At 50.7% G+C, this 21,787-nt stretch carries 18 protein-coding genes; 1 reads left to right on the top strand and 17 read right to left on the bottom strand.

Going from position 1 to position 21,787, the window contains the following annotated elements; all coding sequences use genetic code 11:
- Positions 1-14: 14 nt before the first annotated feature.
- The 17 genes from HMPREF2700_RS08420 to HMPREF2700_RS08340 all read right to left on the bottom strand — a co-directional run bounded on the left by HMPREF2700_RS08420 (position 15) and on the right by HMPREF2700_RS08340 (position 20,538).
- Positions 15-1,142, bottom strand: coding sequence for a polysaccharide export protein (locus HMPREF2700_RS08420; RefSeq protein ID WP_070591518.1), 1,128 nt, complete (start codon positions 1,140-1,142; stop codon positions 15-17).
- A 43-nt stretch (positions 1,143-1,185) separates the two neighbouring features.
- Complete coding sequence (locus tag HMPREF2700_RS08415) at positions 1,186-3,087, bottom strand: polysaccharide biosynthesis protein (RefSeq protein ID WP_070591516.1); 1,902 nt, start codon at positions 3,085-3,087, stop codon at positions 1,186-1,188.
- A gap of 108 nt (positions 3,088-3,195) precedes the next feature.
- Positions 3,196-4,371 carry a DegT/DnrJ/EryC1/StrS family aminotransferase gene (locus tag HMPREF2700_RS08410; protein ID WP_070591515.1) on the bottom strand — a complete coding sequence of 392 codons (1,176 nt, stop codon included), beginning with the start codon at positions 4,369-4,371 and terminating at the stop codon, positions 3,196-3,198.
- The gene (locus HMPREF2700_RS08405; protein WP_070591513.1) at positions 4,364-5,143 is read right to left on the bottom strand and encodes a methionyl-tRNA formyltransferase; all 780 of its coding nucleotides are present in this window, start codon (positions 5,141-5,143) and stop codon (positions 4,364-4,366) included. Before HMPREF2700_RS08405 ends, HMPREF2700_RS08410 begins: the two co-directional genes overlap by 8 nt.
- A 13-nt stretch (positions 5,144-5,156) precedes the next feature.
- Positions 5,157-5,849 (bottom strand): HAD family hydrolase, encoded by a 693-nt coding sequence (locus tag HMPREF2700_RS08400; protein ID WP_070591511.1) that lies wholly within the window; start codon positions 5,847-5,849, stop codon positions 5,157-5,159.
- On the bottom strand, positions 5,842-6,816 hold the full coding sequence (locus HMPREF2700_RS08395; RefSeq protein ID WP_070591509.1) for an ATP-grasp domain-containing protein: 975 nt from the start codon (positions 6,814-6,816) through the stop codon (positions 5,842-5,844). Before HMPREF2700_RS08395 ends, HMPREF2700_RS08400 begins: the two co-directional genes overlap by 8 nt.
- Positions 6,803-7,420 carry a sugar transferase gene (locus tag HMPREF2700_RS08390; protein ID WP_049333552.1) on the bottom strand — a complete coding sequence of 206 codons (618 nt, stop codon included), beginning with the start codon at positions 7,418-7,420 and terminating at the stop codon, positions 6,803-6,805. Before HMPREF2700_RS08390 ends, HMPREF2700_RS08395 begins: the two co-directional genes overlap by 14 nt.
- Positions 7,413-8,585 carry a glycosyltransferase gene (locus HMPREF2700_RS08385; RefSeq protein ID WP_070591508.1) on the bottom strand — a complete coding sequence of 391 codons (1,173 nt, stop codon included), beginning with the start codon at positions 8,583-8,585 and terminating at the stop codon, positions 7,413-7,415. Before HMPREF2700_RS08385 ends, HMPREF2700_RS08390 begins: the two co-directional genes overlap by 8 nt.
- A 13-nt stretch (positions 8,586-8,598) precedes the next feature.
- Entirely contained in the window at positions 8,599-9,669 is a 1,071-nt protein-coding gene (locus HMPREF2700_RS08380; RefSeq protein WP_063076623.1) for a glycosyltransferase family 4 protein, read from the bottom strand.
- Positions 9,666-10,976: an O-antigen ligase family protein gene (locus tag HMPREF2700_RS08375; protein ID WP_070591507.1), complete on the bottom strand. Its 1,311-nt coding sequence runs from the start codon at positions 10,974-10,976 to the stop codon at positions 9,666-9,668. The genes HMPREF2700_RS08380 and HMPREF2700_RS08375 overlap by 4 nt, the downstream gene beginning before the upstream one ends.
- A gap of 42 nt (positions 10,977-11,018) precedes the next feature.
- Positions 11,019-12,446: an oligosaccharide flippase family protein gene (locus HMPREF2700_RS08370; RefSeq protein WP_070591506.1), complete on the bottom strand. Its 1,428-nt coding sequence runs from the start codon at positions 12,444-12,446 to the stop codon at positions 11,019-11,021.
- A gap of 168 nt (positions 12,447-12,614) precedes the next feature.
- Positions 12,615-13,922: a nucleotide sugar dehydrogenase gene (locus HMPREF2700_RS08365; RefSeq protein ID WP_004520865.1), complete on the bottom strand. Its 1,308-nt coding sequence runs from the start codon at positions 13,920-13,922 to the stop codon at positions 12,615-12,617.
- A gap of 574 nt (positions 13,923-14,496) precedes the next feature.
- On the bottom strand, positions 14,497-15,600 hold the full coding sequence (gene ribD, locus HMPREF2700_RS08360) for a bifunctional diaminohydroxyphosphoribosylaminopyrimidine deaminase/5-amino-6-(5-phosphoribosylamino)uracil reductase RibD (RefSeq protein WP_070591504.1): 1,104 nt from the start codon (positions 15,598-15,600) through the stop codon (positions 14,497-14,499).
- Positions 15,601-15,614: 14 nt separating this feature from the next.
- The gene (gene nrdR, locus HMPREF2700_RS08355; protein ID WP_003748978.1) at positions 15,615-16,067 is read right to left on the bottom strand and encodes a transcriptional regulator NrdR; all 453 of its coding nucleotides are present in this window, start codon (positions 16,065-16,067) and stop codon (positions 15,615-15,617) included.
- A 199-nt stretch (positions 16,068-16,266) separates the two neighbouring features.
- Positions 16,267-17,109 (bottom strand): class II glutamine amidotransferase, encoded by an 843-nt coding sequence (locus HMPREF2700_RS08350; protein ID WP_070591503.1) that lies wholly within the window; start codon positions 17,107-17,109, stop codon positions 16,267-16,269.
- A gap of 133 nt (positions 17,110-17,242) precedes the next feature.
- Positions 17,243-18,079, bottom strand: a complete 837-nt coding sequence (locus tag HMPREF2700_RS08345) for a PHP domain-containing protein (protein ID WP_070591501.1) — start codon at positions 18,077-18,079, stop codon at positions 17,243-17,245.
- 65 nt (positions 18,080-18,144) lie between these two features.
- Positions 18,145-20,538 carry a penicillin-binding protein 1A gene (locus HMPREF2700_RS08340; protein ID WP_070591500.1) on the bottom strand — a complete coding sequence of 798 codons (2,394 nt, stop codon included), beginning with the start codon at positions 20,536-20,538 and terminating at the stop codon, positions 18,145-18,147.
- A 153-nt stretch (positions 20,539-20,691) separates the two neighbouring features.
- Here HMPREF2700_RS08340 and pilM point away from each other — a divergent pair, with 153 nt between their 5' ends.
- Positions 20,692-21,783 carry a type IV pilus assembly protein PilM gene (gene pilM, locus HMPREF2700_RS08335; protein ID WP_070591498.1) on the top strand — a complete coding sequence of 364 codons (1,092 nt, stop codon included), beginning with the start codon at positions 20,692-20,694 and terminating at the stop codon, positions 21,781-21,783.
- Positions 21,784-21,787 lie beyond the last annotated feature (4 nt).

The raw sequence follows: 21,787 nt of genomic DNA, 5'->3' as shown, positions 1-21,787 counted from the left end.
GCAGGAACCACTGTTTATTTAAACGTATTGTCGAGGGTGTTGACGTTGCTGATGGAGTTGGTAATTTGTGACATTACGCGGTTCCAACGGGTAACCGGGGCGGCGGTAACGTAAACGGTGTCTTCCGAACGCAGTTTGAATTCGCTGCCCAGTGCGTAAGAAGTCGCATCTTTCAGGTTGAGCTGATAGATGTGGATAGGTTTGGCCGCGTCTTCTGGTGCGCGGCGGATCACGAATACGCCGGTTGCATCGGCATAGTTTTGGTTCATGCCGCCGACTTCGCCGAGCGCTTGGGTCAGGTTGAGGCCGTGATTGCCGATTGGCAGGGTGGCTTGTTTGCCGACTTCGCCCATGATGTAGATTTTGTTGTTGCTGCTGTTAGGAACGTAAACGATGTCGCCATGGCTGAGGAGGTGGTTTTGCGACATATCGCCGTATTGCAACATATCTTGCAGGGAGATGGTGCGGTCGACGCCGTTGTGCGTCCATTTGATGTGTTGGGTGTCGGCACTTTGGGTAACGCCGCCTGCTTGGTTGATGGCATCCAAAATGGTCATCGGGATATTGGTAATCGGCAACTGACCTGCTTGGTTGATGGCACCGGATACTGAAATGCGTTGCGAACGGAATTCGGTAACGTTGATGGCTACTTGAGGGTTTTTGATGTAGCGTTTCAGAAGGTTGGTCAGGGTGTTTTGCAATTCATCCAAAGTTTTGCCTTTGGCTTGAATTTTGCCTGCCAGCGGGTAAGTAATATAACCGGCCTCATCTACCCAGGCACCGCGGCTGACTTGGTTGGTTTGCGGGTTGCTTTGCTGGATAGGGGAGTTGAGGTCGGAGTGCGCCCAAACCATGATATTGAGGACGTCGCCGCTGCCGATGCGGTAGCGGTAAGCGCTTTTGCTTTGCTCCAAACCTTGGTTGTTTTGGGAAAGTACAGGCGGCTTGCGCATTTTTTCAATCAGGTTGGGCGTGATGGGGTAAACGGCAACGCGGCTGTCGAGGTTGATATCGGCTGCGGTGTCGGTATCGGTGTAAACAATGGTTTTGGTCCTGGTTTTGATGGTTGAACCAGGAATGACTGTCGTGCTGTTACAGGCAGTCAGTGCGAATAGAGTAAGCAGGGAGAGCGTTTTTTTCATGTAGTAGTCCTTGCGGGATGGTGTCCGGGCCGTCTGAAAATGTTCAGACGGCCTTATTGTTTTGTTGCCAAACCAAGTCACAGATACCGTCTTTGGGTACGAAGCCTGTCGGTGCGCGCAACAGAAGCTGGCGCAGGCTGTCTTGGTCGCTTTTTAGGCAGGCAGTATGGAGTTCCGACAGTATGTCAGATAATTGCGCCCATGGAAGCATTACTTCACTGGCGGTCATAATACGGGGATGAGTGGTTTTTTGTACCTCGTCGCCAATGAGCAGTTCTTCATAAAGTTTCTCACCCGGGCGCAGGCCGGTAATCTTGATTTCGATATCGCCGTGGGGGTGTTGCTCGTCTTTCACTTTGAGGCCGCTGAGGACAATCATTTGACGGGCAAGGTCGATGATTTTGACGGATTCGCCCATGTCGAGGACGAATACGTCGCCACCTTTACCCATTGCGCCGGCTTGGATAACCAGTTGCGCCGCTTCGGGAATGGTCATGAAGTAGCGGGTAATGTCTTGGTGGGTCAGGGTAATCGGGCCGCCTTCGGCAATTTGTTTTTCAAATACAGGGACAACGGAGCCGGACGAACCCAATACATTGCCGAAACGTACCATGCAGAAGCGTGTTTTTTGTTCCGGCTCGGCGGCAAGGGCTTGCAGGCAGAGTTCGGCCATACGTTTACTGGCGCCCATGGTGTTGGTCGGACGGACGGCTTTGTCGGTGGAAATCAAAACAAAGGTGGAAACGCCCGCATCTACGGCGGCCTGTGCGCAGCAGAGTGTGCCGAACACGTTGTTTTGAATGCCTTCGATGGTGTTGAACTCGACCATAGGGACGTGTTTGTAGGCCGCGGCATGATAAACGGTGTCGACGTGATAGGCCTTCATGATGCTGCTAAGGCGTTCTTTGTTTTGCACCGAGCCCAAAAGCGGTACGACTTCGACTTGGCTGCCTTGCGCGGCTTGGGTTTCGCGCAATTCTTTGTCTATGCTGTACAGGGCAAATTCGGACAATTCAAACAACAGCAGTTTGGTCGGACGGCAGTTGAGAATCTGACGGCAAAGTTCGGAGCCGATAGAGCCGCCTGCGCCGGTCACCATCACGACTTTGTCGCTGATGTCGGCGCTCATCAATTCAGGGCGCGGTGCCACAGGGGCGCGGCCGAGCAAATCGACCACAGAGATTTTTTTCAATGAGCTGACATTGATTTTCCCGTCGACCAAATCTTTCATGCCCGGAATGGTCAGGACTTCGCATTTGTATGCTTCGAGGCGGCGGATGATGTCTTTGCGTTCTTCCGGCGTAGAACTTGGAATCGCCAGCAGAATTTTGCGGACGCCGTAGCGGCTGATCAGCATCGGGATTTCATTGGGGTTGTAGACGGCAAGATCATAGATGACGGTACGTTGGATTTTCGGGTTGTCATCGACAAAGGCAATGGCCGAGTATTCGTTAACCTGTTTGATGGCTTCCAACAACTGGCGGCCGGATTGGCCTGCGCCGTAGATGATGACGGGTGTCATCTGTTTGCGGTGATGGTCGGTCAGAATCGCGCGCAGGATCATGCGCGAGCTGGTGACACCGACCACTAAGACCAAGAAATAGACGATGGGCAGGGCAAGGTGCAGTTTTTGTTCAAAAATCAGGGTGGTTAGGCAGAACAAGACCGCTGAAATGATGCTGCCGAATGCGGCGGCGGTCAGGACGCGGATGCTGACGAAGCGCGTAACGGCGCGATAGAGGCCGATACGGATGAAAAGGATGATGGTCAGCACAGCGGTGCTGCCGAAAGCCAGCCAGTTGGCGATACTCAACCATTCGTCGGAATATTGCACTTTGAGGCTTTGAGCAAACCAAAACGCCACAAATATCATCAAGATATCGTGGATGACGAAGAAGGTTTTTTTAAGGTTGCGCGGCAGAGCCAGCAGGGTTTCCAAGTTCATTTTATATTTCTTGTGTCTGAGTGTTGTAATGTGGCTTGGTACGGATTGTTTGAAGCAGGCTGTTTTATTTTTTCAGACGGCCTGAAGTTGCAGGCCGTCTGAAAATGATTATGCCGTGGCTTCAGTCAATACGGCTTCGATGTTTTCTTTGCAGAACGCAATTTCTTCATCGGTCAGGGTTGGGTGCACCAAGAACATCAGGCTGGTGTCGCCCAACTCGACAGCGTTTTTCAAACGCTCTTTCGGACGCCAAGGCGTGTTGTCGAAAGCTTTTTCCAAATATACTTCGGAGCAGCTGCCTTGATAGCATGGGACTTTGCGTGCGTTCAGTTCGTTGACGATGCGGTCGCGCGTCCAGCCGTTTTTTAGGTGTTCGGGTTTGACGAAAACATAGAACTTGTATTGCGCGTGTTCGATGTAGTCGGCAACTTCAACCAAACGGATGCTGGCAAATTTGCCCAAGCTTTCAGCCAGTTTGGCGGCGTGCGCTTGACGGCGGGCAGTCCATTCGGGCATACGTTTGAGCTGGATGCGGCCGATGACAGCCTGCATTTCCATCATGCGCCAGTTGGTGCCGAAACTTTCGTGCAGCCAGCGGAAACCGGGTGCATGTTCGCGGTGGTACACGGCATCGTAGCTTTTGCCGTGGTCTTTGTACGACCACATTTTGCTCCACAGCTCTTTGTCGTTGGTGGTTACCATGCCGCCTTCGCCGCCGGTGGTCATGATTTTGTCTTGGCAGAACGACCAAGCGCCGACGTGGCCGATGGAGCCGACGGATTTGCCTTTGTATTTCGCACCGTGCGCTTGGGCGCAGTCTTCGATAACCCACAAGTTATGTTCTTTGGCCAAAGCCATGATGTCGTCCATTTCGGCAGGCATACCGGCAAGGTGAACCACGATGATGGCTTTTGTGTTTGGCGTCAAAGCGGCTTTGATGGTTTCGGCGCTGATGTTTTGGCTGTTCAAATCGACATCGGCGAAAACCGGATTTGCACCGGCGGTCACGATACATGACGCGGAAGCCAAGAAAGTGCGCGAAGTGACAATCACATCATCGCCTTGGCCGATGCCCATTGCTTTGAGGGCTACGTCCAAAGCCAACGTACCGTTGGAAAGGGCGACGGCGTATTGTGTGCCGACAAAGGCAGCAAATTCTTTTTCAAATTCGCGACATTCCGTACCTGTCCAGTAGTTGACTTTGTTGGACAGCAGGACTTTGGAAACGGCATCGGCTTCTTCTTGAGTAAAGCTTGGCCATGGGGAGAGTGATGTATTAAGCATTTGTTTTTCCTGCGAAAAGACTGGTTGAGCCTTTGGGGGCGATTTCTTCCAGCAGTTGGCGGTTGATCAGGGTGTATTTCTGACCGTTGATTTCGACGTATGCGCCGTCGTAAGGAGGGAACCAGAAGGCGCGGATTTTCTTCTCGATATTGTCGCCGTCGCGGATTTGCTTCATGGCTTCCATTTCGTCACGGCTGACATAGCGGCCACCGATGTTTGGTGTGGTCGGCAATTTGGTTTTTGACTCGATGGCGCGGGTGATGATGCGTCGTGCGAAATCTTCCAATGCCTGCATGGTTTTGCGTTCGAGCGATTGGGCGGTTTCTGTTTCAGCGTCGATAGGGAAGCGGTCCACTTCGATGATTTCGCCGGTATCGATGGAAGCATCGACGTAGTGGGCGGTATTGCCCCATTCGTTCAGCTCGTCCATGATGGCCAGGTTGTAGCCGCCAGTGCCTTTGTATTCGGGCAACAGCGCAGGGTGGAAGTTGATCGTGCCTAAAGTCGGAATGCTCAGGAATTTATCACGCAGCTTGCGCCAGTAAAGGACGGACAAGCCCAAATCGTATTTCAGACGGCCTTCTCGCATTGCTTCCAAAGCCGTATCGAAGGTGTACAGGGGCAAGCCCAATTCCTGCGCGGCGGCCGTGGTCGGCGAGCCTTGCAGATGGCTGTCGGTCAAGACACCGACGATTTCGATATGGTCTTGTTTGGTCAAAAAACGAAGCAGGTTGGCGGAAACCTGTTTGCGACCCATAAATAAGATTTTCATGGAGAAATGTCCCTTATGCATTTGCTTTTTCGGTGGCGGAAGTTGTCAGTGTAGTCAGTTCTTCCAGGGTGTTTATCCAAAGGGTGGGCTGGTATTCACGACCGTATTGCTCGGGCTCGGCTTGATGAATATTGTGCGGCTTAGGCATGATGCCTATGGAGAGCCAACCCAGTTTGTTGGGTGCGACAAAATCTTTTTTGATGTTGTCGCCGATGTAGATGAAACGTTTTGCAGCCGGATATTTGTTTTGCAGGAAGACAAAACGCTTATCGTCGGGTTTTTCCGATTGCATGGCTTCCGAAATCAAAATGTCGTCAAACAAATCGGTCAAACCCAAGGCCTGTATTTTCAAACGCTGTGTCAGACTGCGGCCGTCTGTAATCAGGGCGCGTGCGGCAAAAGGGCGCATCAGCTTCCGTAAAAAAGACGGTTCGACATAGGGTCGGATAACAGGCCTATGTAGTCGATATTGCCACAAAAGTGATTGTTTCTCTAGTTCGTTTAATTTGCAATGATGACACAAATTGTTGAGCCAGTCTTTACTTTTATTGTCTGCAATTTCATTTAGTACGCTGGCATCGTATTGCGGGTAAAGTGACGTAATTATCCCTACAACTGCCTGTATTCCGGAGCATTTGTAGTCATACTCAGAGTAAAGCGTATCGTCAAGATCGAAGACGATGACGGATTCTTCCGGCTTAATCATGTTCTCTTACCAAAACCTTAGCATCGTAACGAAGCATGATTAAATTGTTTTCCCAGTCGTCGGAGAAAGGGACGTCTTGGCCGCCGATGTATTCTTGAATCAGCCAGCCCGGATAGTTGCCGCCTGCGGCGTAAGTCAGTGGGAAACCGCCGCCGAAACGCGGGTTGATTTCCACGCCGTAGGTCGTGCTGTCGGTTTTGCTGACGAAGAATTGCGCGGTAATGCAGCCGCGTGCGCCTTCCAATACGGCCATTTTTTCAACCAGCTCTTCATACAGGGCATTGCGTCGGGTTGCGCCTTTGCTGACTTCGCCGGTGCGCACTTCCAAACGTTCGCGAGGGATGGCGCATTTCAGACGGCCTTGACGGTCGTAATACATATCGACGGTAAACTCGGAGAAAGTATTCTCAATATCGATGTATTGGGCGAACATCATTTTCGGGTCTTCGGTAATGTCGACAGTCAAATCAGCCGGTGTGTTGATTTTTTTCGCACCGATGGCGCGGCTGCCGTCATAAGGCTTGGCAAAACATGGGAAAACCAAGCGGTCACGTTCGTAAATTTCAGGCGAACGGATGCCGTATTGTGCAAACAGGCCAGCGGTCAGGCGCTTGTCGCGGCACAGGGTAATCAGTTTTGCATCGGAAATGACAATATGTATTCCTTCAGCTTCAAAACGGTCACGTGCTTCGGCCAGTTTGAGCAGCTCGGTATCGATGGTTGGCACAATCAGACCGATGTCGTGTTGTTTGGCCAGCTCTAAAATGCTGTCAATGTATTCGGCTGCATCGATGCGCGGCACGCTGAAAGCGCGGTCGGCAACATGGCAGGCAGAAGACATGTGGGGGTTGAGGTCAGTGGCAAAAACGCCGATGCCGTCTGAAAAACGTGTGGCTTCGGTTTGGAAGTCCTGCACCAATTCGACACGGCGACCTGCCGACAGAATCAGTATGTTATTTTTTTTCATCAGTTTTATTACCCGTGAAATAAGGCATGGTGGCTTCTCCTTCGGCTGAGATGCCTTCTTTGACGAAGACTTTTTTAACCGTCAGGAACAAAATTTTGATATCCAGCCAAAAGCTGAAGTTGTCGATGTACCAAACATCGTGGGCGAATTTTTCATCCCATGAAATGGCGTTGCGGCCATTGACTTGCGCCCAACCGGTCACGCCCGGTTTCATTTCGTGGCGGCGGTTTTGGAAGTCGTTGTACAACGGTAGGTAGTGCATCAGCAGCGGACGAGGGCCAACTAGACTCATCTCGCCTTTTAAGACATTCCATAATTCAGGAAGTTCGTCCAAACTGGTGGCACGTAATTTTTTGCCGAAATCGGTCAGGCGTTCGCTGTCCGGTAGCGGGTTGCCGTCTTTATCGATTGCATCGCGCATGGAGCGGAATTTAATCATTTTAAACGGCTTGCCATCCTTGCCCGGCCGCTCTTGGATGAAGAACACAGGCGAGCCTAAGTTTTTGCGGATGAGGTACACCAAAATCAAAAACACAGGCGACAGGATAATCAGCCCTGAAGCGGAGGCAACAATGTCAAACAGGCGTTTGAAAAATTTATTCATGAGCTAATCTTTCAATCAGATTGACGATTTTTTGATAGGCAACGTCGCGTTTGAAGCGGCGGACGATTTCTTCGGACTGAACAGGATCGTTTTTGCGCTTCAAAATATCTTTGGCGGCTTGAACGAAACCGTCCACATCGCCGGAACGGTAGTTCGCATGCGGCAGCAGGGTAAGGACTTCGGCAACTTCGTCGTTGACCTGGCTGTTCAGAATCGGTTTTTGCAAAGCCATATAGTCGGAGAGTTTGTTGGTAATCGACTGCATGGCGTAAGAGTGGATGGCGTTGACGGAAATGTCGCAGCCCTTGGCGACCGACATCATTTCGGCGTAAGGAATGTAGCCGTAAAACTTGATGCCGTCGCAGGCATATTGTTTGAGCCTGTCCAAATCGGGGCCTCCGCCCATGATGTGCAATTCGACGTTTTCGCCGGCGTCCAACAGTTTGCGAACGCCTTTGCACACGGTTTCCACGTCATAGCTGTAACTGAGTGTGCCCAAGTAGAAAAAGCGGGTTTTGTCGTCGCCAAAATCTTTGGCAGGCGCGGCATCCAGTTTGGGAAAGTCGGCACCGATATAGACGACTTCGCCGGGTACGTTCGGATTGGCTTCTTTGGCGCGGTCGAGATAAGTCTGCGATACGGCAACCAGCGCGTCGGCGTAGCGGTAGGCTTGGTTGGCGCGTGAAGCAAAGGGCAGCAGGTTGTGCGGTACTTTTTTCAAAAACGGTACGACTGAGGAGAAAGATTCCGGCCATACGTCCTGCACATCGACAATCAGTTTGTAACCCAAACGCGCTTTGTGTTTGCCCAACAGCAGGTTGGTAGCAATCAGCGGATAGGCGGAAAAGACGACATCTTGTTCGCCCGGACGGCAGTTTTCCAACCATTTCTCAAAATGTTTGACGAAGCGGTGATGGCTGGTCACTCGTTCTAAAGACACGTTTTTGCTGTATCCGCTTTCTTCCAACAGCATGACTTTCAGACGGCCTTGTGAGGCGGCCTCGGCATCTTCGGGCCGTCTGAAAGATTTGTCGTAGTGCTTGAAGTTGCTGGTAATCAGCAATACGTCATGCGACTGCGACAACAGCTCGGCAAGATACCAGAAGCGGTTGAAATGCGGCTCGGAAGGCAGCGAGCAATAAGGGGCGACGATGGTAATATTCATGTTTCAGACGGCCTTACATTTCGTACGCAGCCATGGTGGTACGGTAGATTTCGTCGTCGGAGCATAAGGTTTCGACGTGTTTGTGCAGGGCTTTACCCATTTGACCACGCAACTCTGGATGCTTGATGAGTGTATCGACGGCTTCGATAAACGCTTCGTCATCGCCGAAAGGAATGCAGTAGCCGGTTTGGCCGGTGATGACCATTTCGGAAATGCCCGCCATGTTGTAGGTCACGACAGGCGTGTCGTAAAGGCCGGCTTCCAAAATATTGTTGCCGACACCTGCACCGTGGTCACCCACGCAATGCGGCGTGTTCACCAAAATATCGACTTCTTTGAAGTAGCCGGTCAAGTCGCGGACGCCGCCGAGGAAGGTGACTTTGTCTTCAATGCCCAAACGTTTGGCTTGGGCTTTGAGGTTGTCCATTTCTTCGCCGATACCTGCAACGTTGAGGCGTACAGGCATACCGCGGTCAATCATTTTCTTCAAAATATCCAACATCAGATGCACGGCGCGGACGGTGTCCAAACGGGAAAGTGTACCCAGTTGGACATAGTCTTTGACTGTTTTTTCAGGAACGAAATCTGCTTTGTGCAGGGCGTTGTAAGTGTAGGTGATGCGGTTGGCAGGAAAACCGTAACGGATGAGTTTTTCGCGTTCGTGTTTGCAGTTTCCGATGATGTACACGCCCAGCTTGTCGAAAAGCTTGGCAATTTTTGGATAAGTTTCCGGATCAAGGCCGCGAGCGTGGTAGAACACTTTGGTTTTCGGCGAGGCAAACTTGGCCGCAATGGCGCAGGCCGGGACGATACGCGCCATTTGGCAGTGAATCACATCAGGTTTCTCTTTTTTCAGCAGTTTCATATAGGCAAACATGCCTTTGACGTAACCCAAAAGACCGCCTTGGTAAAAATCAATCGGCTGCCAACGGATGCCCAATGCTTGCGCTTCCTGAATCAAAGGGCCGTCTGAAGAGGCCAATACGATATCGTGTCCGCGTTGTTTGAGCAGGCGGCCGAGGCGGAAAGTGGCGTTTTCAGTGCCACCGAGGCCGGACATGGAGGTAGTCAGGATGATTTTCATGATGGTTTCTTCGTATCGTATAGTGTTTCGTTGTATGCGTAAGCGGCCATATCTTTCAGCTTGGGCGCAACAAATACGCTGTAAATAAAAATCAGCAGGCAGGGCAGCCAGATAAACGGCATACGCAAAATGGTGGACGGAATAAAACCGGCCAGCAGGAAAATACCCAAGGCAACCCAAGCTAAAACGCGCGATTTGCCGGTTACTGCGCGGTTTGAGGCGATGTAAAGGAAATAAAACGCCGCAAAAGCAATAAAGCCAAGTAAGGAAATCATGCCGAAACCCAAATACAGCTCGATGATGAAGCTGTGCGGGTTTTCAAAGCCCAAGCTGCCGCTCAAATGGCCGCCGAAATATTCGCGGAAGTTTTTAGGGCCATAGCCGGTCAGCAGCAGGGGCGGATTATTCCAAAAGTAGTTGTAAATCTCTTGACGGTAGGACACGGAGTTGTCGCTGCCCAAGTCGTACAGGAAGAGGTACACGCGGCTGGAAAAGCGTTCTAAGAACTGGTTGCCGTTGAGCGACAGCAAAAATTCCGCAATCGCGCGTGACGGAATCATCGACAACACCAAAGCCAGCAAACCAGCTACGCCGACAGTAATAAAACCGTTTTTGCGATAGGCTGTATAAACCAGCAAAATCAACAGGTAACAGCCGATGGCGGTACGCGATACGCTGGCGAAAATGGCCATGCCCAACAGCAGGAACAAACCCCAGCCCAGTAATTTTTCTTTGTGTTTCCGTCCTTGGAGTTGGAAGAAAAACAAAATGGCAGGCGCAAGGCAGACTGCGGTGGCGGCAAGGTTGTTCGGGTTAAAGAACAAGCCTTTGAGCGAGCCTTCATCAATAGCCAACTCATCGCTGGCACTCACAAACTGAATACCGGTGGCCAACTCTGCAAACGGCGGTACGGCGATAAACAGTGTAAATACGATGAGGAACTTCTGAATTGTCCTCAAAGGGTCTTCGGCACGTTTCAATACTTGGTAAAACAAGTAGAAGAAAGCCGGAACCGCCATAAAAAACAAAATATCCATGTACTGCGTCGGTGTCAGCGACGTAATGCCCATATGGATGGCAGGCCAGATGCACATAGCGGTCAGGGCGCAGAGCATGGCAAAAATCTTGCGCGGAATATGCTTGCTTTCCAGAAAAAATACGACAAAACCAAGCAGTACAAATATCAGGGTCAGCGGGTTGTCGATACGCGGCACGCCGACCTTAAAGGACAGCGCAGGACCCAGCATATAGGCTGCGAGCATGATGTATAGGATGTAAGTGTATAAGTTCAGACGTTTTATTTTCATGGTCATTCTGTTGTTATCGTAGAGACGTGGATCTCAGGTTGGCTATTTTGCCGAACGGTTTAATTTGGCTTTGATTTTTTCGGTCGCGGCAAATAGTGCGTGTTTGTATTTTAGGAACAGGAAACCCAGTCCGACTGCCCATGCCAGCGCAAACCAAATGTAGTTGTCGCGCGTACCCAGCCAAGTGTAGGCAAGGCAGATTATCAGGCAGAGCGTTGAGTTGGTATAAATCTTCAGGCGCGGCAAAGGTTGCCATAGGCGTGAAGAGAATTCGGTTTTAAAGATAAAAAACAGCCAAAAAGCCGTTGCGCTGGCCATAGCCGCACCTTTTGCACCGAATTTCGGCACCAGCAGATAGAGCAGGGCGGTATTGGCGATAAAGGCAACGATGTTGATGACGGTAATCAGCCAAGTCGAGCGGACGACGTTCAAACCGATGCCGCTGACTTCGGTCAGCGTGTAAAACAGGGGGAAGAGCATACACGAGAGCAGGATAAATTGGACCTGCGTGTATTTTTCCGGCAGTATCCAAGTCGCCATCGGCGAGAAAATCCCGATGAGGCAAATCATTGCGCTGATGAGGACGGTCATGGAAAGCGTGATGTCGCCGATTTTGTCCAGATTGGTTTTTTCTTCTACCCATTTGAACACCAAAGGCGCCCAAATAGTGGAAAACACGCTTTGGAAAATCAGGGCGACAGCGCCGAAACTGACCGCCATCGAGTAAATGCCCAATTCGTCCAAACCCGAGATGTTTTTGAGGACGAAGCGGTCAATCGAAGTCAGCCCCCAATAGGCCAAGTTGCCGAATGCCAGCGGCAGGCCGTAGCGCAGGCCGTCTCGATGTAGCTCGGACGACCATTTCGCATGGGAAATGGCTTGCAGGTCTCTGCGCAACTGATATATCAACAGTACAACGGTCAGCACTTGGGCCGCGGTGTAGGCAAAAACCAGCGAAGTAGTATTGGCAGGCAAACCGGAGGCAATCACGGCAAAAACCAACACCAAAATCAAGAATTTCGGCGCAAGCTGGCTGACGGAAAAAGCCAATGCCTGCTCTTTCATCCGCAAAATCAGGGCTAAAAAACGGGTAATCAGCGTGGTGGCCAAGAAAATCAGAAAGAGAATCCCCAAATTTGCACTGGGGATGTCAAAAATGATTTCAGACGGCCATGATGCGTTTATCAATAACACTAAAACCACAACCGCCACAGTCAGAATCAATGGCGATAAAAAAACGGATTTGAACAGCGCGGCCTTGTCTTTAACGGCGTAATAGTCGCGAATATAGGATTGGTCCAGCCCCAAGCCCAAGAGCAGAATGCTCAGTCCGGCAATGGTCTGCAAGAGTACGATACGGCCGATGTCTTCCGCAGGGAAGTACCATGAGATAAGTGGCAGGGAAAGCAGGCTGAAAGCGGCGCTTCCTACCGGGCCCAATGCGTAGCCGAGGATTTTTTTCGCGTTCATATTATTTGTTTTCAGACGGCCAGAAGTTCGAGCTGAGCGTTTTTCGTAAGGTATGTGTTGTTACCGTTGCCGGTTTGCCAAGGCCGTCTGAAAAACAAATGGCCTTGGGAAACCGGCCGCCGTCCCGGTTGGGGAAACCGGAGGCAGCCGGATGCGTCTGAAGCAAGATTATGCTTTGATGACTTTAGGATTTTTCACTGGGAATTTGCCGCGTGTATCGACAATCAGCTTGGCATGTTCGGTAATCATGTCATAGTCGAATTTGTCGTGATCGGTGGTCAGAACCACGCAATCGTATTGGGCGACAGTTTCAGGGGTCAGCGCTTCGCTCTTCAGGTCGAAGTAGTGGTGGCCGGGGATGTGCGGGAACTCTGGAACGTGCGGGTCAGAGTAGGAAACCACTGCGCCCAGTTTGTGCAGGCGGTCCATCACTTCTACAGACGGGCTTTCGCGCATATCGTCCACGTTTTTCTTGTAGGCGATACCCAATACCAAGATTTTGCTGTCCTTGATAGAACGGTTGTGGTCATTTAAAGCCAGGCCGACTTTTTCGATAACGTAGTCGGGCATATGGGAGTTCACTTCGCCGGCCAATTCGATGAAACGGGTGTTTACGCCGTATTCGCGTGCTTTCCAAGTCAGGTAGAACGGGTCGATAGGGATACAGTGGCCGCCCAAGCCAGGGCCCGGGTAATAAGCAACGAAGCCGAACGGTTTGGTTGCAGCGGCATTGATGACTTCGTGAATGTCGATGCCCATTTTGTCGGCAACGATTTTCATCTCGTTCACCAAGCCGATGTTTACGGCGCGGTGGATGTTTTCCAGAAGTTTGGTCAGCTCGGCCGCTTTGGTGGAGCTTACTGGAACAACTTTATCGATGGCAGGTTGGTACAGCGCAAGGCCGACTTCCAAACAAGCAGGGGTATGGCCGCCGATAACTTTTGGAATGGTACGGGTTTCAAAGTTAGGGTTACCCGGGTCTTCACGCTCAGGAGAGTAAACCAAGAACACGTCTTGACCGACTTTCAAGCCGCCTTCTTCCATGCGCGGCAGCAATTCTTCTTCGGTAGTGCCGGGGTAGGTGGTGGATTCCAAAGACAACACTTGACCGGCGCGAAGGTAAGGTTTTACCGCATCGGTAGTGTCAATCACAAAGCTCATGTCCGGCTCGCGGTATTTGTTCAGCGGAGTCGGTACGCACAAAATGACGGCTTCTACTTCGCCGATGCGGGAGAAGTCGGTCGTTGCTTCAAACAGGCTGTTGGAAGCAGCGGCAATTTTGTCGGAAGGGATATGCTCAATGTAGCTTTCGCCTTTATTGAGCTTGTCGACTTTGTTGGTGTCAATGTCGAAACCCAAAACTTGGTAACCGATATCCACATAGCGCAACATCAGTGGTAAACCGACGTAGCCTAAGCCAACGATGCCGATTTTTGCGGTCTTATCGGCAAATTTTTGTATCGTAATGTTTTTCATGATGTCTTTCGTGTAATGAATGAGTAAATCGGGAGTGTTTGCCCGATGCCTGAGTTGTTTGCTGCAACCGCATAGCCATAGCCGGCTGCCGTATCGTGTGAAGCCTTAAAAACCATACTTATAATTACATTAGACAAAATCATAAGCACTTATCTGATTCGTCTCAATCGAAAAAGTTTAACGGTCGTTCAGACGGCCTCTGTGGTATGGAAACGGTATTTTTGAATACTTTATTTTTAGAAGTTGCATTCAACTACATGTTTTAATTTTAGATATTGCTTTGTCAAATTCATGGTTCATGAAATAAAACTACCGTTTATGCCGTTTAAAACCCTTCTAGAATAAAAACTTTTAATAAATTTTCGTGGCTTAACTTATCTTAATAATCCATTATTTCGTGATGAAAAAAAGGAAAATTTGTCGACAATCAGCTTGAGGATAGTTAACTCAAGTCAAAGTTTTAAATTGGAATACGCTATAGTCATTATAATATATCGATGAAAAAAGCACATTTATTGCTATATAAATGATAGATAAATTCTATTGAAATGGTTTAATTTTTAAGTTGAGGCAATTAGACGGATTTTTTCCGGAGAACCCATTTAATGTCCTGCCCGATGATTTCTACCGATTGACTTTGCCAAGGGCCGTCTGAAAGTAGGACGGCCGGATTTTCAGGAAGGGAGAAAAGAGGTTTGCCTGCGCCTAATAGTTTCGGCGCTTGGTAGAGGACGATTTCATCCACCAAGTCATCCTTCAGAAAGGCTGAAGCAAGTGTTGAGCCTGCTTCTACCAGAACTTCGCCAAAGCCAAGCTCTGCCAGTTGCGGCATGAGGGAAAGAAGATTGATGCGGCCGTTGATGTGTTCAGACGGCCTGATGATGCGGATATGTTCAAATGCGCTTAGAGCCTGCAAACGTTGTTCGTCTGAGGAAAGGGTAACGATAACGGTCGGGCTTTCAGTATCGGTAACGAGGCGGCAGTCCAAAGGGATTTGCAGTTGGCTGTCCAAGACGATACGCGCAGGTTGGCGCAGGGTGGGGAAGCTGCGGACGTTGAGTTTCGGGTTGTCGGCAAGTACAGTACCGATACCGGTCAAAACGGCGCAACTTTCGGCACGGAGAATTTGTACGTCTTCGCGTGCTGCTTCGCCGGTAATCCAAAAGCTGCGGCCGTCTGAAAGGGCGGTTTTACCGTCCAAACTGGCGGCGCATTTGAGGCGGACAAACGGTCTGCCACGTTCGATACGCGACAGAAAACCGCGGTTGAGTTCGCGCGCCTGCGCTTCTAACAAACCGCTTTCGGTACGGATTCCGGCGGCTTCCAACATAGACAAGCCTTTGCCTGCGACCAACGGGTTAGGGTCGGTCATAGCGGCGACCACGCGCGTTACGCCGGAATGAACGAGCGCTTCGGCACATGGCGGCGTGCGGCCGTAATGGCTGCAAGGTTCCAGCGTGACATAGGCTGTTGCGCCTTTTGCCGCCATTCCAGCCTGCCTCAACGCATGAACTTCAGCGTGCGGTTCGCCTGCTTTGATGTGGAAACCTTGTCCGACGATTTGTGCGCCGTGTGCAATCACGCAACCGACGCGGGGATTGGGGGAAGTAGAAAACCGCCCAAGCTTGGCCAGCTCGAGGGCGGTTTGCATCATTTGGGTATCAAGTGCGGAAAACATGGTTTCAGACGGCCTTATTTGGCTTTACATTCGGCGATGACTTGGGTGAATTCGGAAACGTCTTTAAAGCTTTTATAGACGGATGCGAAGCGGACATAAGCGACTTGGTCGATTTTTGCCAGCTCTTCCATCGCCATTTCGCCGACGATGCGCGAGGCGACTTCTTTTTTGCCCAAACGGTAGAGGCGTTGTTCGATAAGGGCAACGGTTTCATCGATTTGTTCTTGAGTGACAGGGCGTTTGTGCAGCGCGCGCTCAAGGCTGGTCTGCAGTTTGTGCGGATTGAAGGGAACCCGTGTGCCGTTGGATTTGATGACTTGCGGCATCCGCATTTCAACGGTTTCAAAAGTGCTGAAGCGTTGTCCGCATTCCAAGCATTTGCGACGGCGACGGATGCTGTTGGTGTCTTCCAACCATCGCGAGTCGGTTACTTGTGTGTTGGGGTGTTGGCAAAACGGGCACTTCATCGGGTTTCCTTGTCATACGCTCGGCAAGGTCGCTAAGCAATTGAATTTATTGTTTGTGAACTATTATTGTAGCGGATTGCGTTATTTTCGTATAGTAAACGCTTTGACTATGGATTAAGTATAAAAAGGCCGTCTGAAAGGGCAACTTGAGCGAAGTTGATCTTTTCAGACGGCCTTGAGTTTTTCAGTCAATCAACCGTTAAACCGATACGCCGACGGCGCGGGCGATTTCCAAACCTTCTTCCGCACTCATATAAACCGGATTTTCGGGGCGGTCGCTGCGGACGATATCGCCGTCTTGAAACATCACCAATTCATTGACTGCCAACTGCGACCAAGTTTCATCGCGCGTCAGGGGCAGGGTGGCGATGACGGAGACCTTGTCGTTTGGCGTGGTCACTGTGGAAAAATCGACCATCACATCATCGTCCAGTAGGCGAGCTTTGCCAAACGGGGCTTTGCGTACGATGTAGTGCAGCAAGGTACTGGCATGGGCAAACAGGCAGTCGCCGTTGGACATCACGAAGTTGAACAAGCCGTAGCGGCGGATTTCATGAGTCAGGCCGGCGATGGCGTCAAACAAAACTTCAGGTTCGGGTTTGGTGGCAAAGCGGCTGCGCAGGCGGTTGAGGATAAAGCAGAACGCGCGTTCGGAATCGGTCGTGCCGACCGCGTGGTAGTACTCTCCCTGCTCGGGGAAAAAATCAATCAAATGGCCGTTGTGTGCAAACAGCCAATATTCGCCCCACATCTCGCGCATGAAGGGGTGAGTGTTCGCCAACGAGGTCTGGCCTTGTGAGGCCTTGCGGATATGGGCGATAACGTTTTCAGATTTGATTTGGTAGGCGCGCACCAAGTCGGCAACGGGAGAGTTGGCGCTGGGCTTGTCGTCGTGAAACAAGCGCACGCCTTTGCCTTCAAAGAAACCGATACCGAAGCCGTCGGCATGGTGGTCGGTAATGCCGCCACGGCGGCGGAAGCCTTCAAAAGAAAACATGATGTCTGTGGGAGTGTTGCAATTCATGCCGAGCAGTTGGCACATGGCGTTAACCTTTGTTTTGGGTATTTATAGGGTCATTATGGTGTATCGGGCAGGCAGTTTCAATATATAGAGTGTGATATGTTTATAACTGTCTCATACTTGGCGGGCCGTCTGAAAAATTGCTGTCAAAAATTCAGACGGCCTTAAAGTGTTTCCAGACAGGGCGGCATTGTTCGGGTAAGTCGGGACAGGCGCCGAGTATGCCGCCGCTAAAGTCGTTGGGGCGGTGGAAGTCGCTGCCTGCGCTGGCGAGAAAGTCGAAGCGGTCGGCAAGCAGGGCATAGTTGAGGCGGTCGTTTTTACAGCAGTTGCCGCTGTGCACTTCAATTCCTGCGCCGCCGAGGTTTTTAAATTCTTGAAACAGGTTTCGTTTGGCGGTGGCGGATAATTCATAGCGCATCGGGTGGGCGATAATGGCCATGCCGCCCGCGCCTGTAATCGCGGCTACGCAGTCTTCCAGTGTGGTCCATTCATGTCTGACGGAACAGGATTTGCCGTCACCCAGATATTTGGTAAATGCCTGCTGTTTGTTTTTGACATGGCCTTCGCGAATGAGGAATTCGGCAATGTGGGTGCGGCTGGCCATTTCTTTATTGGCAGCCAATGCCAGCGCGCCTTCATACGCGCCTGTGATGCCTTTTTTCTCCAGTTTGGCCGCAATGGCTTCCAATCGTTTCAGACGGCCTTTGCGGACTTCAGCAAGCAGGTTTTGCAGGGTTTCGTTGTGTTCGTCAAAGTCCAAGCCGACAACGTGGATGGTGCGGCCGCGCCAAGTGACGGATATTTCCACGCCGTTGACGAAGGGGAGGCCGAGGGTATCGGCTTCGGCGCGTGCTTCGGCAAGTCCGCCGGTGTGGTCGTGGTCGGTCAGGGCGAGCAGGGTGCAACCGTTTTGACGGGCGAGTCGGACAACTTCGGTTGGGGACAGCATGCCGTCTGAAACGGTCGAATGGCAGTGTAAATCAATCATGGTTTTGCTTTGAATTTTCTCAAAAAAGGCCGTCTGAACGTTTCAGACGGCCTTGCTTTAGAACATTAGAACAGAGAGTCCAGTTGTTGTCTGTTGTTGCCGGTATTGCTTGGCAGAACTGGGGTTTCGTCTGATTCTTCGCGGGCTGGCGCAGTGTTGCCCTCGGCACGGCGGCGATTTTCATTCGGAACGGCACGACGGGCAGGTTGGGCAGGGCGCGGAGCAACGCCGCTGTTGTCCAAAGCCAGGTCGGAGCTGGTGGTCATGCGTTCGCGCATGTACACTTCGCCGCCGTTTGCAACCACGCCATCAGGCGCTTTCATTGGTTTCACGTTGGTGCCTTTCAGGGCGAAGCGCATGTATTCTACCCAAACCGGTACGGCGATTGTACCACCGTAGCCTGCACGGCCCATGCTGCGCGGTTTGTCAAAGCCGATATAGACGGCAGTCACAACGCTAGGGTTGAAGCCGACAAACCATGCGTCTTTGTTGTCGTTGGTGGTACCGGTTTTACCGGCGATGTCGGAGCGGCCGAGTGCGGCTGCACCGCGTGCGGTACCGACACGGACAACGTCCTGCATGATTTTGTACATGATGTAGGCGTTGCGCGGGTCAATGGCTTGAGGTGCGTTTTCACCGGCTACCAAAGGTTGCATTTGCGCCTTCAGACGGCCTTGGCTGTCATAGATTTTGTCGATGACGTGGGCAGATACTTTGTAACCGCCGTTGGCAAAGACGCTGTAACCTTCTGCAATACGCAACGGCGTGGTTTCGCCTGTACCTAAAGCCATAGACAGGCTGGCAGGGATTTCAGACGGCTTGAAGCCGAAGCGTTGGATGTATTGTTGCGCGTAGCCGATGCCGATAGACATCAGGATACGGATGGACACCATGTTTTTCGACGCGGTCAAAGCCTGACGCAGCGTGATGTAACCGGCATAGCGGCCGTCAGAGTTTTTCGGGTTCCATGCTTTACCATTTGCACCTTTACCCGGCAGGGAAATCGGCGCATCGTTAATCATGGTGGAGGCAGTCATGCCTTTTGCCAAAGCGGCGGAATAAACGAACGGTTTGAACGTCGAGCCGGGTTGGCGCATGGCTTGAGTTGCGCGGTTGAAGGTTTTGCTGTGGTAGTCGTAGCCGCCGACCAATGCACGGACTGCACCGGTTTTCGCATCTAAAGACACCAATGCGCCTTGCAACAAAGGTTCTTGAACGACGGTAAAAGTATCGCCACTGCCTTTAACGCGAATGACGGAGCCGCGGCGGATGCGGTCTTCGCCCATTTTTTCGTTATTGACGGCACGGGCGGCAAAGCCTAAAGCGTGGCTGTTCAGCGTGACTTTACGGCCGCTCGGCAACTGAATCTGTACACCTTTGCGTGAGGCTTCCAATACAACCGCAGGAATCATTTTATCGACGGTGTAAAGTGTAGAAAGATATTGGCTGACGGTTTCTTCTACGTTGTCGCTTTTACTCAGGTCGATGTAGTTTTCTGCACCACGGTAGCTGCTGCCGCGGTCGAAATTGCGCAGAACTTTACGCAGGGCTTCGGTGGCCACGCGCTGGTGTGCGGTATCGACGGTGGTATATACCTTGAAGCCTTGTGTGTAGGCATCTTCGCCGTATTTTTCAAACAGCTCTTGACGCACCATCTCGGCAACATACAGGGCATTTTGGTCGATGTTTTGTACAAAACGCTCGTAATGCAACTCTTCTTTCAAAGCCTGATCGCGTTGCTGCAGGGTAATCATGCCTTCTTCCAGCATATTGTTCAGAATATAAGTCTGACGCAGTTTGGCACGCTCAGGGTTCACAATCGGATTGTAGGCGGAAGGTGCTTTAGGCAAGCCGGCCAACATGGCGGCTTCGGCCAATGTTAAATCATTAACATTTTTATTGAAATAAATTTGGGCGGCGGAGGCAAAACCATAAGCGCGTTGACCCAAATAGATTTGGTTGAAGTACAGCTCCAAAATCTTGTCTTTGCTCAAAGACTGCTCGATTTTGTAGGCCAGCAGGGCTTCGTTGAATTTACGGGTGAATGAACGCTCGCTGCTCAGGTAGAAGTTTTTGGCAACCTGTTGCGTAATCGTACTGGCACCGGATTGAACGCCGCCGGCCATGACGTTGCCGATCGCGGCACGCGCCACGCCCCAAACGTCCACACCCCAGTGGTCGTAGAAGCGTTTGTCTTCGGCGGCAATCACGGCGTCTTTCAAAATTTTCGGGAAGTCGCCGATTTTGGTAAATTCACGCCGTTGTTCGCCGTAAACGCCAATGACTTGGCCGTCTGAAGAATAAATCGTCAGCGGCATTTTTGGTTTGTAGTGTTGTAAAGAGTCCAAAGACGGCAGTTTTGGATAGGTTACCAAAATTGCAATTGCAATCAGACCTACACCGAAAAGAGCCAGTCCTAATAAGAGACCCATGCAGGTCGTTATAATCTTTTTAATCATGACTAAGTAATAATTTTGCCATTAATGGCGATAAATAAAGTAAAATGGGAAACGATTTCTATCAGCCACAGTCAATACTGTGTAAAGAATAAGAAGTCCTTTACGGATAACGAAACAGTTACTCACTCCTAAATGATACAGGGAAGTCAAATCATGCGCTTATTTAAAAGCACGAAGGATACCAAAACAGGCAAGGCTTCTAGCGGATTGAACAACCGCTCTGCCATCGGCGTCGACATCGGCCAACATGCCATTAAGATGGTACAACTGACAGGCCGTAGTTTAAACCAAATCCAGCTGGAAAAATACGTTATTACCAAATTGCCTAAAAATATTGTCAAAGGCAACAAAATTCAAGACTACGATCAGCTTGCTACTTACATCCAACATACTTACACACAATTACGCAGTTCTTGCAAAAATATTGTTGCGGCTGTGCCACAAAATTTGGCGACAGTCGAGCAAATTATTTACAACCCGCGTGATACCGATTTGGACTTGGAAGAGTTTGTCGAGGCGGAAGTCGGCCAATTTGCGCCTATTGAAGAAATGAACTACGACTTTCAAGCCGAGGAAGTCGGTTCAGGCCAGCATGTTTTAGCTGTTGCAGCCAAAAAAGACGATGTGGAGCCGCGCATTGAAATGTTTGAAAATGCGGGCCTGCCTTTGTCTGCTTTGGATTTGGACTTGTTGGCACAACGCAATGCCTTTGTTTATTGGATGAATACGCATGCTCCCGAAATGGCAGAGGAAAAAGTTGCCGTGTTCGGCATTCATGCGACGCAAATGTATGCACTGATTTTGCAAAACGGCCGCATTCTCTATAAACAAGAAACACCGGTTAGCACTGAGCAGCTCAATCAGCTGATTCAGCGTACTTATCAGGTGACGGAAGAAAAAGCCGCGCAAATGATGGCTTCTCAAAACAAGCCTTCCGACTACCAGTCTCAGATTGCCGACCGTTTTAATGTACAGGTTGCGCAAGAAGTTCAGCGTGTTTTGCAATTTTACTATACCACGCAGGCCACTGATTCTTTCGCCAATATCAAACACATCCTGCTGACCGGCTTTACAGCGCAACAGGCAGGTTTGGCAGAAAGCATTTTCTCGCAAACCAATACGGCAACAGAATATCTGCATCCGATTTCATATGTGGAACGCAGTGCAAAAGTAGAATTGCCGCAGTTTCAAATTGATGCGCCGTCACTGACTTTGGCGTTCGGATTGGCATTAAGGGGACTTTGAGAAC

Source organism: Neisseria sp. HMSC068C04, from assembly GCF_001810105.1.
GTDB lineage: Bacteria > Pseudomonadota > Gammaproteobacteria > Burkholderiales > Neisseriaceae > Neisseria > Neisseria flavescens_B.
The sequence above is the reverse complement of the archived record's forward strand: the minus strand, read 5'-3'. Positions and strand labels throughout refer to the sequence as shown.